16 protein-coding genes are annotated in these 11,780 nt (G+C 35.0%); 7 read left to right on the plus strand and 9 right to left on the minus strand.

Annotated features, from left to right (window positions below; genetic code table 11):
* Positions 1–4: 4 nt before the first annotated feature.
* The 7 genes from AAGD62_RS05410 to AAGD62_RS05440 form a co-directional block, all read right to left on the minus strand.
* On the minus strand, positions 5–1,843 hold the full coding sequence (locus tag AAGD62_RS05410) for an ankyrin repeat domain-containing protein (protein ID WP_155968845.1): 1,839 nt from the start codon (positions 1,841–1,843) through the stop codon (positions 5–7).
* Between the two features lie 142 nt (positions 1,844–1,985).
* Entirely contained in the window at positions 1,986–2,477 is a 492-nt protein-coding gene (locus AAGD62_RS05415; protein ID WP_155968340.1) for an IS630 family transposase, read from the minus strand.
* Positions 2,478–2,496: 19 nt separating this feature from the next.
* Positions 2,497–2,844 carry an IS630 transposase-related protein gene (locus AAGD62_RS05420; RefSeq protein ID WP_155968342.1) on the minus strand — a complete coding sequence of 116 codons (348 nt, stop codon included), beginning with the start codon at positions 2,842–2,844 and terminating at the stop codon, positions 2,497–2,499.
* Positions 2,845–2,922: 78 nt separating this feature from the next.
* Positions 2,923–3,755, minus strand: a protein-coding gene (locus AAGD62_RS05425) for an IS5-like element ISWpi1 family transposase (protein ID WP_094189578.1) whose coding sequence is annotated in 2 segments (ribosomal slippage) — positions 2,923–3,386 and positions 3,386–3,755 — 834 coding nt in all. Because the reading frame shifts where the segments join, the coding sequence is not laid out codon by codon here.
* Between the two features lie 992 nt (positions 3,756–4,747).
* On the minus strand, positions 4,748–5,326 hold the full coding sequence (locus AAGD62_RS05430) for an RlmE family RNA methyltransferase (RefSeq protein WP_015588787.1): 579 nt from the start codon (positions 5,324–5,326) through the stop codon (positions 4,748–4,750).
* Positions 5,327–5,402: 76 nt separating this feature from the next.
* Positions 5,403–5,978: a PopZ family protein gene (locus AAGD62_RS05435; protein WP_010082598.1), complete on the minus strand. Its 576-nt coding sequence runs from the start codon at positions 5,976–5,978 to the stop codon at positions 5,403–5,405.
* Between the two features lie 19 nt (positions 5,979–5,997).
* Positions 5,998–7,221 (minus strand): TolC family protein, encoded by a 1,224-nt coding sequence (locus AAGD62_RS05440; RefSeq protein WP_341812702.1) that lies wholly within the window; start codon positions 7,219–7,221, stop codon positions 5,998–6,000.
* A gap of 129 nt (positions 7,222–7,350) precedes the next feature.
* On the opposite strand from AAGD62_RS05440, the gene rplM reads away from it, so the two are divergent.
* From rplM to AAGD62_RS05455, 3 genes are all read left to right on the plus strand, one after another.
* Positions 7,351–7,809 (plus strand): 50S ribosomal protein L13, encoded by a 459-nt coding sequence (gene rplM / locus AAGD62_RS05445; protein ID WP_010082596.1) that lies wholly within the window; start codon positions 7,351–7,353, stop codon positions 7,807–7,809.
* A 10-nt stretch (positions 7,810–7,819) separates the two neighbouring features.
* Entirely contained in the window at positions 7,820–8,275 is a 456-nt protein-coding gene (gene rpsI / locus AAGD62_RS05450; RefSeq protein WP_006279875.1) for a 30S ribosomal protein S9, read from the plus strand.
* 146 nt (positions 8,276–8,421) lie between these two features.
* Positions 8,422–8,733: an HU family DNA-binding protein gene (locus AAGD62_RS05455; protein ID WP_006279876.1), complete on the plus strand. Its 312-nt coding sequence runs from the start codon at positions 8,422–8,424 to the stop codon at positions 8,731–8,733.
* On the opposite strand, the gene AAGD62_RS05460 is transcribed toward AAGD62_RS05455, so the two are convergent.
* Positions 8,726–9,433, minus strand: coding sequence for a pyridoxine 5'-phosphate synthase (locus AAGD62_RS05460; protein WP_155968851.1), 708 nt, complete (start codon positions 9,431–9,433; stop codon positions 8,726–8,728). The genes AAGD62_RS05455 and AAGD62_RS05460 overlap by 8 nt on opposite strands.
* 136 nt (positions 9,434–9,569) lie before the next feature.
* Here AAGD62_RS05460 and AAGD62_RS05465 point away from each other — a divergent pair, with 136 nt between their 5' ends.
* From AAGD62_RS05465 to AAGD62_RS06905, 4 genes are all read left to right on the plus strand, one after another.
* A complete protein-coding gene (locus AAGD62_RS05465) occupies positions 9,570–9,863 on the plus strand; it encodes a transposase (RefSeq protein WP_007548709.1) in 294 nt (97 codons plus the stop codon).
* A gap of 122 nt (positions 9,864–9,985) precedes the next feature.
* Entirely contained in the window at positions 9,986–10,216 is a 231-nt protein-coding gene (locus AAGD62_RS05470) for an IS3 family transposase (protein WP_341812783.1), read from the plus strand.
* Between the two features lie 101 nt (positions 10,217–10,317).
* On the plus strand, positions 10,318–10,452 hold the full coding sequence (locus AAGD62_RS05475) for a hypothetical protein (RefSeq protein ID WP_269203991.1): 135 nt from the start codon (positions 10,318–10,320) through the stop codon (positions 10,450–10,452).
* A complete protein-coding gene (locus AAGD62_RS06905) occupies positions 10,442–10,606 on the plus strand; it encodes an IS3 family transposase (RefSeq protein WP_155968853.1) in 165 nt (54 codons plus the stop codon). Before AAGD62_RS05475 ends, AAGD62_RS06905 begins: the two co-directional genes overlap by 11 nt.
* 472 nt (positions 10,607–11,078) lie before the next feature.
* Here the strand turns inward: AAGD62_RS06905 and AAGD62_RS05480 are convergent, their stop codons facing one another.
* Positions 11,079–11,714 carry a hypothetical protein gene (locus tag AAGD62_RS05480; protein ID WP_155968855.1) on the minus strand — a complete coding sequence of 212 codons (636 nt, stop codon included), beginning with the start codon at positions 11,712–11,714 and terminating at the stop codon, positions 11,079–11,081.
* Positions 11,715–11,780 lie beyond the last annotated feature (66 nt).

An 11,780-nucleotide genomic window follows, 5' to 3' on the forward strand; every position in this document is an offset into this window, starting at 1 on the left:
AGTTTTACAAACACCGTTGTGCTGAACCTTGAATATCCACTTCTTTCAATTCAGTGTCAGGAGCGATGGGTTTTGATATTGTGTATGTAATGCCACCGGCTATCAGTGCAGATACCACAGAAGCTGCAACTATTAATAGAGCAGACAATCCGGAAGCAATACTAAGAGCAGCACCTACTACTAACATAGCTGCAAGGCTCGCGTAGGCAACTTTTGGGGAAAATTGTCTTTTTCCTACTTTTTCTAGTGACACTTCATTTGTTTTAGTTTTGCCCAGTTCACCCTCAAGTGGTGTGTTTTCATTCTCCAGACTTTTTATTTTTTGTGTTAGTGATTCATTCTCTTTATTGAATTGTTTCAACTTAGTCTCATGTCCAACTATGCAACTTTTTGATTCTGCTAGTTCTTTTTGCGCTTTTTCTAACAACACTTCTGTTTTAGAATGCTGACTTTCTGTTTTGTCTAATTTATCCTTAAGCGTTGCTTTTTCACTTTCTAGATCTTGTATTTGTTGTTTTAGCAATTCATTCTTTTTCTGCTTATCCTTTAGCTGAGTACGTAATTCTTTTAACTTAACTTTACTTTTTTTAACCTTTTCTGCTTCTTCTGGAGTTTCCATTGCGTTGTGTGTTTTGGAATGGGAAGAAGTACTAGATACAACCTCAGATGGCTGATCACACATACTGTTTAGTCTATCTATTAGGTCTTCATCCTTTATCAATGAGCGATCTGCTCCATATTTTATCAAAAGTTTTGCTAATTCTTTATTGTTATCTGCAACAGCCCAATGTAAAGGGGTCACGCCATCTTTATCTTGTGCATCAATGTCTTCTCCATTTTCTAATATAGATCGGCCTAAAGCTTCAGATCCATCTCCATCAAAACATATTCCACTGTCGTCACTACTACTTTTATTTAAAAAGGTCTGTTCACCATTATGTATAGTATACTGCTCTAGATGTTGATCGTGCAAGTAATCTTGTTCTATGCGCTTCTGATTATTGGCAAGTCGTTGCTCTGCCTCTCGCAACTTTTGCAACATAGCATCTCTTTCTCTTATAGCCTGTTCTCTTTCTAATGTATCATCTACTTTGTCTGTATTGTTTTCATTAACGATTGAGTTTGAAGAAGTCTGTTCATCCTCATCTTGTACATAGATTTTTCTGTTGTTTGGTGTAGTTCCGTTGTTCTCTTCCTGATCTCTTGCATTACATGCTTGCACTGCAGCAGTTGCGTTATTTCCGTTCACAGCTAAATTTCCTGGAGTTTTATTATTAGGCTGCGGTAAAGTGCCTTGTCTATTTTGTCTTCTCGTAGCTCCTGCCTCAGCATAACGTTGTTCTCCTTCCTTTAACATTTCTATTATAGCCTTTTTACCTTTTACATCACCGACAATATCCCTTGGAGTTCGGCCTTGACTATCTTTTAGTAAAAGATTTGCGTCATTATTCAATAAAAGCTGAGCTATCTCTTGATGACCATGCAAAGCAGCAATGTGCAAAGCAGTTAATTGAGACTTAACTCTCCCAAGTTCATGTGTTGGTTCATTAACTTTTACTCCCTTTGCTAGTAGGAGTTTTACTATTGGTACACTGTTACATTCCACAGCAAGATGTAACAACATACAATTTACAGTTTTGCCTGAATTTAATATACTGAAGATCTTATCTTTTAACCGCCCACTTTTTTTTAAATCACTATACATATTATGTGTTGTATGCTCTTGTGAGTTTATCTTTTCTAACTCATTTCCTATTCTTTCAAGTAAATTATTCTCATTTAAACCTTCACTCTTGCTTACCTCATTTATTATTTCAAAAAACTTTTCCTTTTTTATTGCCATAACCTTTCCTCTCAATTTATTTATTATTGCTGAACAGTCTCACAAAAAAGTTAAGTTTGTCGAAATTCCATGTTTGATCTAAAAATTAGTCATAAACATTTTCTATGCAAGTAGCTGACACTGGTTCATTCTATAGTATTTTCTAAAATGAATGATAAATTTCCATTATGGTATTACCAACCAAAAGTTGTAAGTCTGTATATTTATGCATTAAAGGTCTGAGGCGGCTTTTGATGGTATTCCAACAATGCTCTATAGGGTTCAAATCTGGTGAATATGTTGGTAGATAGAGCAAACGGCATCTAGCATTATCTATTAACTCCTTTGTTTTGGGAGTTTTATGGAATGTGGCATTGTCCATAACTATTGTAGTACCATGTGGCAATTTAGGTAATAACATCTTCTCTAACCATGTATTGAATACCTCTTTGTCACACCCACCTTTGAAAGTCATTGGTGCAATAAATCTCTTTCCAATCCACCCGCCTATTATACTGATTCTCTCTCGTTTTCTTCCTGGAATATCTGCATAAATTTTCTTTCCTATTGGAGCACGTCCATACTCTCGGTATAACCTATTATCAACTCCTGCTTCATCTATATATAAGATGCTGGAATGGTCTATTTTTGAGATTTTATCGGTAAATCGCTGCCTATCTTCTTGATTGCGCTCTTGATATAGTGTAACTTTTTTTTAAAGTAATTCTTAGCTGTTTCAGCCTATACCAAATTGAATTTATTCCAAATCCAAGATTTTGTTTCATCTCTGCCAGCGTATGATCTGGATTCTTTTTAACATATTCTTCGAGTATTTTTGGGTCTATTTTTCGAATAAAGCTGCCGTTTTTCGATGGCCTTAGGCTTTCACCAGCGGCTTTCTTTCTTAACCAGCGGTACAGAGTTGCTATTCCTATCTCCAAAAGCTCTGCCACCTCAACCTTTGACTTCCCTTTTTCTATCATCGATACTGCCCTTTCCCTTAAATCCACACTATACGCCATTATAACTCAAATAGCTTATTATACCTTTATCATTTACTTTGGGAAGTACTATAGGAGGTTGTCCGGAAACTAGTAAATTCAAGCATATTCCCTCTTTAACATAACCCTACTCATAGCTAGGTATATGAAATTCTCAGTGGATGTTGTGAGTAAATCATACTCCTTCGATAGCCTTCTATTCCTATTAACCCAAGCAAAAGTCCTTTCTACAACCCATCTTCTTGGCTGTACTTTAAACCCTTGTTCTCTTGTTGGTAGTAGCTCAGGTGGCGTATCTTTGTGCACCCAAAATCTACATGGAGGCCTTTTAACAATTTCAATATCTATGTCATATTCTTCCTTTATGTGATTCTTTAAATTTCTTCCTTGGTATCCCATGTCAGCCCACATTTTTTTAACTTTAGTATATTTTGTTCTCATATTGTTTAATGCTATTTTAATACCATCTCTATCATTTTCGTTAGCAGCGCCTACGTAACAACCTAGTATAAAACCCTGAGTGTCTGTAATTATATGCCTTTTTCTACCCTTTACTTTTTTACTTCCATCATAGCCTTTGATCCCCCCTTTTCTGTAGTCTTTACAGATTGACTATCTACTATACAGGCACTCGGCTGCTCATTCCTTCCTATTTTTCTTCTACTATATTTTGTAATTTCATAATTCATTTTCTCAAAAATTCCCTGCTTCTTCCATTGCCTGAACTGCTCATACACAGTCTTCCATAGCGGAAAATCATTTGGTAAATACCGCCATTGACACCCTGTACGCAATACATAGAAAATTGCTTCTAATATTTCTCTTTTGCTATACTTTGGCGGCCTTCCTCCTTTCTTGTATGATACTCTGAAGTGTTTTTCTATTCTTGCCCATTCCCTTTCGCTTAGATCTGTTGGATACTTTTTTCTCATCTTTACCCCGTACTAAAATTTCAGATATTATAGCCTTTTACTTATTTCCGGACAACCTCTATAATGGTGTCACAGCAGTCCTACATCATGCCACCGCGAACCGTCATACCGCGATTCATTCGCGGTATCTCAGCCGCTAACAAGTAGCAGAATGACAGCAGTCCTACGTCATACCGCCGCGGCGCTAACAAGAGATCCCGCTAACAAGCAGCGGGATGACGAATTACTTAACCATCATTACACCGTCATACCGCGATTCATTCGCGGTATCTCTTAACATAGATCCCCTACTATACCTTAACATAGATCCCGCTAACACGTAGCGGGATGACGAATTACTTAACCATCATCTACACCGTCATACCGCGATTCATTCGCGGTATCTCTAGATCCCGCTAACACGTAGGGGAATGACGAGGTCATGCCGCCGCAAACCGTCATACCGCCGCGGTATCTCTTAGCCGCTAACACGTAGCGGGATGACGGTTGTCGTTTAGCCATAAATATTAAGAAATTTACCAAATAAAAAAAAAGGCAAAAGAAGCCCTGGGGTTATTATCTGCTTTAAAATATTGGCGTTTTTTATGTTTTAAACGCTTGACAAGCAAGATTTAGCTGCTTTTAATTGCAACTAACCTACGCTGCAAATGTTTAAGAAATTTACTAAGCAGAAAAAAAGACAAAGAATCCCCGAGTTAGCTAGTCTTTTACTATCTCTGTCGAGTATTGGCATTTTTTGATGTCTTGTAACGCTTTATAAGCGCGTTCAGCTTATTTAGATAAAAATCTAGATGTAGATGAAGTTTTGTAAAGACATACAGTATCTATATACTGCAAAAAATTGAACATAAGACGCCGATACATTAAGTAATCCTTACCTTTTAATCTGCAGATTGGCGAAAGCAAATACAATAGCTTCACTATCATGATAAGGGGGCTGGCGGAGTTTGTCAAGTAAGTTTTTTCGTTTCTGTGGGCTACCTGGATTAATATTATATAGAAAGTCTGCTGCCAATAAAGCCTAAACTTACCAAATACATTTCTGTAGATTCAGATCTACTTGACTTTGGTTTAAAGTATTTTACTGTTTTAAACATTTTTTTTAGCTCGTTACAAAAATCTTTATCAGATTCTCCTTGGAAAATTTTTACTACAAACGTGCCACCATGGCTCAAGAAATGCTTTGCAAAATTGAGCGCTGCCTCACATAAAAGCATAATTCTGATATGATCCAACGATTTTAAACCACAAGATTCGGGCGCCATGTCAGATAAAATTACATCAAATTTTTGATCCTTGAATTTTTCTCTTAAAATTTCAAACTCATTGATAATATCACATTGTATAAACTCTACTCCATTAATTGCGTTCATTGGTTTTATGTCAAGAGCAACCACATTTGCACCTTTCTGAGATGCAACTTGTGACCATCCACCAGGAGAAGCACCAAGATCAATAATTTTTTGCCCTTCTTGGAATAATTTAAATTTGTTATCCATTTCTACCAGCTTATATGCTGAGCGTGACCTATAACCATCCTTGCTAGTTTTTTGCACATACTGATCATTCAAATGACGATGTAGCCACCTTGTTGAAGATAGTTTTCTGCCTCTAGCCGTCTTTACTCTAGTTTTTATTGCTAATACCCTACTTATTATTGATTATATCTTTAAGCTCTTTTTCAACTACTTCTTTTACCAGTGCATGTAGATATTTATTCAGCCATTCTGAGAGCTGAGGTTTTAAAAGAGATGTAACTAATTCTTCAACAGTAAGGTTCGCTTTTTTTTGTTGTTTATGCTGTAATTCGTTTTGCATTTTTCCAAGCAACGCTTTGATCTCTTCCATATTCTCTTTTAAAATTAGATGATCGTTATTTTGCGCTTGTAAGCCGCTATTACTCGCTTTGTTATTACTCATTTGGATATTATCGTACAAATAAATATCTTTTTTTTCTTCTGAATTGTAGCTATGGCCATTAAATTGGTTATTGTTGCAAGCCATTTCCTCACTTTGGTCATCATTATCAATGTCCTCTTTTTCATTATTTTCTTTTTTGCCATCTTCTTCTATTTCTTCTGGATACTCTTCCTCAAGGTATAGCACATCATCATTTTCATCCTTTATTTCTGCTTTATCGTTACTCGCGTTTTTACCCGATATAGCTTTTTTTATATCTTCTAGGATATCTTTTACAGATTGATTGCCTTGTTCATCATGCATAGTGCTAATACCATTAAATTTAGAGGTCTATACTATTTATCATAAAAAGCAAGTTGTAAACACTAATCACATAATTGCTTTTTGCTTCAACTAAGTCTGAACGTGCTTTAAATAATGCATCTTCAGTGTCCAAAAGGTCAGATGTACTCTTTAAATTTAAGTTTACTTCTTGCTCAACTCCTTCCAATGCTAGAGCTGCTGCTTTTTCCGCTTCTTGACTTGCTTTGATAATGGCCTTTGCTGTCAACACATTATTCCAAGCATTTACAACTGCTTGTTCTATATTTTTTACCGTTTCATAATAATCGTAGGTAGATTTTTTTGCATCCATTTTAGCTTTACTGACACCAAAAGCATTAACTCCTCTCTTAAAGATTGGAACATCAAGAGTAAAAACTACATGAACATTTTCTAATAGTTTGTCTACCTTCATACCATCCTCCCCAAAATTTTTGCTTGCACTTAGATTTAAAGAAGGAAGCCACTTGGAGCTTTCAGCAATCACTTCCATTCCGGCTGCTCTTTTTTGATAAACTGCTGCTTTTAGAGATAAATTATTGGTTTTTGCTAACTGTAAACATTCATTTAGCTCTGGAACAGAAGGTAGTTTATCATTAGCTTCAGAAAGGTCATCAGCATCTTCGCCAATCAAATGATAATAAGCAATATTTACCAACTTTAATTTACCTTCAGCATCAACTCTTTCGGATATAGAAGACGAAAATTTTGCTTTTGCTAACAAAACTTCAGCATTGGTTACCTCTCCAAGGGAAAAGCGTTTTTTCATAGCTGACAAATGTTCCAAAGAAACGCGTTCTTTATGTTCTCTGAACTTTAATATTTCTGTCTTTTGTAAAACATTAACATATGCTTTCACAGCATTAAGTGCAAGCTCTTGTTTTAATTGCTGAAATCGCATCTTTTCTGCTTTGAGAAGATGGCTTGATCGACTGAATGTGGCAAAGGTACCACCGCCATCGATTAATTTCTGGCGCAATGTAAGTTTTTTTTCAGATGTATCAAGATTAAAGTTACTATCGAAATTGTATTGCAAATTAATGTCAGGTAAAAATCCAGCTAACCCAGAAGATTTATAGTGTTTTTCTGCGCTTTTATATTGGTAAAATTGAGACTTTATTTTTGAGCTATTTTTGATGGCTTTGCTTATCACTTCTCCCACATCGGTTGCATAGCAACTTATAGTATTAAAAATGATCGCAAGTGTGATAATCAATCGAAACATTCTAATTCCTATGCATATTGGTTGCGCAGCTCAATTACTAACATAAATTACTTTAATAATCAATAACTAATATTGTTGACACTATTGAGAAATTAAGTATATCATAGCTTACTATTGTTGGATCAAATAATGAAGACTTTTTTCTTAAAGGAGAAACAAATCAATAAAAAGTGGTTTGTCATAGATGCAGAAGGATTAGTGGTAGGGAGGCTTGCAGCATTTGTAGCGACACTATTACGTGGAAAGCATAAACCTGAGTATACACCTCATATGGATTGTGGCGATAATGTAATTATTATCAACGCAGAAAAGGTGCATTTCACCGGGAAGAAGCTTAAAGATAAAATTTACTATAAGCATACAGGTTATTCTGGTGGTTTGAAGAAAACTACTCCAGATAATATTTTAAATGGCAAATTTCCTGAGCGTGTAATAGAAATGGCAGTGAAAAGGATGCTTGATGATGGGCCTATGGCACGTAGACGCTTTGAAAATTTGTATGTTTATTCTGGTTCAGAGCATAAGCATCAAGGACAGCAACCTGAAAAGATAGATTTTGCCTCTTTGAATCGTAAAAATAAAAAGTAATGGAGTAAAAATGAAGAGTTCTACAATAAATAACAATGATTGGTCAGAAAAGACAATTAAATCAGCAGTTGATTCGCTTGGTCGTTTATATGCTACAGGCCGAAGAAAAGAATCTGTAGCAAGAGTATGGATAAAGCCGGGGAGTGGAAAATTTAGTGTTAACAAAAAAGGCGATCTAATTTCTTATTTTAAAAGAGAGTCAGTGTGCCAAATAGTAAAAATGCCATTTGTTGCAACTTCCACATTGGATAAATACGATGTATTTGCAACTGTAAAAGGTGGAGGGCTATCTGGTCAAGCAGGTGCTCTAGCTCATGGAATAAGCAGAGCTTTAAGTAGTGTAAGCCAAGATTTGCATTCTATACTACGTAATGGTGAGTTCTTAACTAGAGATTCACGTGTTGTTGAACGTAAGAAATATGGTCAACATAAAGCTCGGAAAAAGTGTCAATTTTCTAAGAGATAGTTATTTTATAGGGGTGTTTTTTTGTAAGTATTATACAAATATTTGCAAAAATGTATGATATCCTCTATTTTTGTGATGAATTTAGTTGACTATCGGTGTCAACATAATATGCTATTTATGTGATTTTTTCAATATTAAGGTAATTTATGAGTAAAGAAGATATAATAAAACAATTAAAGGAAGATTGTTCTAGTCAGAATATAGATATAACAAAATCTGATTTGAGCAAGATTCATGATGCGTTTATTAAAATAATAAAGAATGAGCTGCATGGGAAAGGTGAAATACGTTTGCATGGAATAGGAACATTTTCTACTGCTATCAGTCAGGAAAAACAATGTCGTAACCCCCAAAGTGGTGAGATCATGACTGTTCCTAAAAAGACAAGGGTAAAATTTAAAGCAAGCCAAACTCTTTTAAGTATTTTAAATGAGAAGGAAAAAGCAGCAGTTAGTTAGACATTGTCATTTTCATTGTTTTTACTACGCTGTGTAAGCCGTAAAATACAGCTTCGCTAATTAAATAGTGGCCTATGTTAAGAGCTGAGATGTGAGGTATTCTTGTCATCTTCTTAGCGTGTTTATAAGTTATGCCATGTCCTGCGTGGCATTCTATTCCTAATTTATTGACGTACTCTGCAGCATTAGTAATTAACTGTAACTTTTTTTCTGATGGATTATCACAGTAATCCCCTGTGTGAATTTCTATTATGTCAGGTTTTGTCCCTAGCTTTTCAAGATATTTTAGTTGATCAATATTTGGATCGATAAACAGTGAGACTTTTATGCTAGAGCTATGCATTTCCTCTATTATACTAGAAAGTTTACTGTGCATATTCACGATATCCAGGCCACCTTCGGTTGTTAATTCTTCTCTTTTTTCTGGTACTATACTAATCGAATAGGGTTTTACCTTTTTTGCTATTTCAAGCATTTCTTCCGTGGCTGCAATTTCAAGATTTAACTCAGTGCTAATGCTTTTTTTTAGGTTAAATACGTCTTCATCTCTAACATGCCTTCTATCTTCTCGTAAGTGTACAGTAATAAAGTCTGCTCCAGCGTCAATGGCTATTTCTGCTGCTTTCAATGGATCTGGATAAGAAGTTCCGCGTGCGTTGCGGAGGGTTGCAACGTGATCGATATTAACACCTAGTTTCACAATCTACCTCAGAAATTATTTATAGATTATACATGTTATTAGGTTTTTTGCATAGTCATTGTTTGACCTTACCCAGAAAAAGTGGAGAGAAAGAAAAGAGTTTTTTTGGGTAAAATAAAATTTTGGAGGATTAGAAATGGTAAGAGAATATACAGCAGAATTCAAATTGGAAGCTGTTAAACTGGCAAATGAACAAAGAAAGGTAGGTCAACCAGTTGCAAAAGTAGCAAGAGATCTAGGAATAAGGGATAGTGTATTAGGAAAATGGATGAAGAAATATAACGAAAAAAAGTCAGCGGCAAATGCATTTCCAGATGTAGCACCTTATGACAAAGAGAGGTTTGATTTACAAAGCAAGAGTAACAAGGGAAAGAGACATTTAAAAAAAAGCCCTGGCCAGTCAAAAAGAGTAAAATATTTTTTTATATAGTAACTGCTATAAAGTACAGGAATTATGTAGGATTTTCTGCTAGTGGCTACTATAAGTGGACCACAAGAAAAATAAGCAGTAGAGAATCAGCAAATAAAGAGCTACTCGAAGCTATTCAAAAAATATATCAAGTTTCTAAATGTAGATATGGAGCTCCTAAAATTCATGCTGAATTGAAGGCTTTGGGTAAAAGTTGCAATTTGAAAACGGTGCAAAGTATTATGCAGAAAAATGACATCAGGGCTATACTGAGAAGAAAGTTTAAAATTAAAAAACAACAAACAGATAATAGAGCTGTAGCTCCCAATATATTAGACCAAAACTTTATTGTTGATCAACCAAATAAAGTATGAGATTACTTACATCAAAACCAAGGAGGGATGGCTATATTTGGCAGCAATAATTCTCACGTATGGTAGTTAATGAGTAGTGCAATAAATAAACAATTTTGGTTATGAACTCTTTATTAATGGCCATTAATAGGCGTAAACCTGTTAAAAATCTACTATTACATAGTGATCAAGGTTCACAATATACTTTGCAAGGTTATCAATATCTCTTATCCATAAAAAACATAGATGAATCATAAAGGTTGTTGTTACGACAATTCTGTTGTGGAAAGCTTCTTTAGCTCATTGAAAAGAGAAATACTTATTGATACTTCACAACACTCTGCTCAACAAACTAGAACTGCAATATTTGAATACATAGAAATTTTTTATAACAAACAACGTCACTATTAACTATTGCATTCCAGAACAATTTGATGCATCATTCTTTTTGTAAAAAACATTCCACACTTTCTCTCCACTTTTTCTGGGTAAGGTCATTTTTGCCTTGACCAAGAAAAAATTCAGCTATTGCCTTACTTTCTCTTGCAACAACTTCTTCCTTAACAATTTTTCCTTTCTTATCAACGATACTTATAAAAGTTTCTTTTAGTGAGATCGCTATAATATTCCATGAGACTGCTCCTACTAATAAAAGTTTAAATTATTTTTGAAGAACTTATTCTACTGAATTCGTTACTTCGTGCTAAAATAATGGACTCCATCATTCAACAGCAATTACAGTATGTTTACCCTTTTTCTTGTTATTTTTCTAATCTATAGCTAGCGTTCAAAACCATATTCGAAAATACGTTTTCGGATTTTTTTTAATGCTGTTTATTTCATCCTCAACATCGTCTCTACCTTTATGAACTAAGTAGCAGCATTAAAAATTATAACGTACCCCTATCTCTAGAGTTGCATCTGGTATTTGTTTTGCTTTTATACCACTTAGTTGCCCACCCATGGTCATACCAACTGCACCAATTATCTGCGGAGTAATTTCATAATCAACACCTAACTTTAGTTTATAGGAAATAGAACTCAGTATTTTATCTACTACAGATGAACCAGCAGCTTCACCACCTGATTCTGGAGCACCTTGTGTTTCTTCTTCCTTTTCTTTTTCTTCTTGTGAACTATCGCCATCACCATCAACTGTATCACTAACACCAAAGCCAAAAGGTGTTATTTGGAGATATCCTCCTAAACCTCCGCTGACATATAGTTTAACGGGATCAATATCAAGGTCAGGATAGAAGCGGTAGTTTGCCAATAAGCTAGCTCCTATGCTCTTTAATGACTTAATATTACTGAGAACCTCAAGTTCAAATTTAGAGTTTTGGTCATAATGGTAACCAAGAACAACACCAGGTTTCATTTTAAAGCCACCACCCCAACCAGCACCAAAGTTTAAACCTGCATAGTACTTATCTTCTGACTTACTTGCACTATTACTAGCTGCACCTGCTAGAGATGAAGTAAGCAACACAGCCAAAACGCACAATCTCTTTATTTTCATATAACTCCTCATACAAAAAAATATATAATGCATAAGTATATATCCTTTATATTAAAAAAGATATAA

It is taken from the genome of Wolbachia endosymbiont (group A) of Eristalinus aeneus (assembly GCF_964026915.1).
Classification (GTDB): domain Bacteria; phylum Pseudomonadota; class Alphaproteobacteria; order Rickettsiales; family Anaplasmataceae; genus Wolbachia; species Wolbachia pipientis.

Bases quoted from the DNA above. Each gene is read 5' to 3' on its own strand.
- rplM (WP_010082596.1), top strand. From the start codon at position 7,351: ATGAAGACTTTTTTCTTAAAGGAGAAACAAATCAATAAAAAGTGGTTT.
- AAGD62_RS05475 (WP_269203991.1), top strand. From the start codon at position 10,318: ATGAACTCTTTATTAATGGCCATTAATAGGCGTAAACCTGTTAAAAAT.
- AAGD62_RS05410 (WP_155968845.1), bottom strand. From the start codon at position 1,843: ATGGCAATAAAAAAGGAAAAGTTTTTTGAAATAATAAATGAGGTAAGC.
- AAGD62_RS05465 (WP_007548709.1), top strand. From the start codon at position 9,570: ATGGTAAGAGAATATACAGCAGAATTCAAATTGGAAGCTGTTAAACTG.
- rpsI (WP_006279875.1), top strand. From the start codon at position 7,820: ATGAAGAGTTCTACAATAAATAACAATGATTGGTCAGAAAAGACAATT.
- AAGD62_RS05480 (WP_155968855.1), bottom strand. From the start codon at position 11,714: ATGAAAATAAAGAGATTGTGCGTTTTGGCTGTGTTGCTTACTTCATCT.
- AAGD62_RS05455 (WP_006279876.1), top strand. From the start codon at position 8,422: ATGAGTAAAGAAGATATAATAAAACAATTAAAGGAAGATTGTTCTAGT.
- AAGD62_RS05420 (WP_155968342.1), bottom strand. From the start codon at position 2,844: ATGGCGTATAGTGTGGATTTAAGGGAAAGGGCAGTATCGATGATAGAA.
- AAGD62_RS06905 (WP_155968853.1), top strand. From the start codon at position 10,442: ATGAATCATAAAGGTTGTTGTTACGACAATTCTGTTGTGGAAAGCTTC.
- AAGD62_RS05435 (WP_010082598.1), bottom strand. From the start codon at position 5,978: ATGCATGATGAACAAGGCAATCAATCTGTAAAAGATATCCTAGAAGAT.
- AAGD62_RS05440 (WP_341812702.1), bottom strand. From the start codon at position 7,221: ATGTTTCGATTGATTATCACACTTGCGATCATTTTTAATACTATAAGT.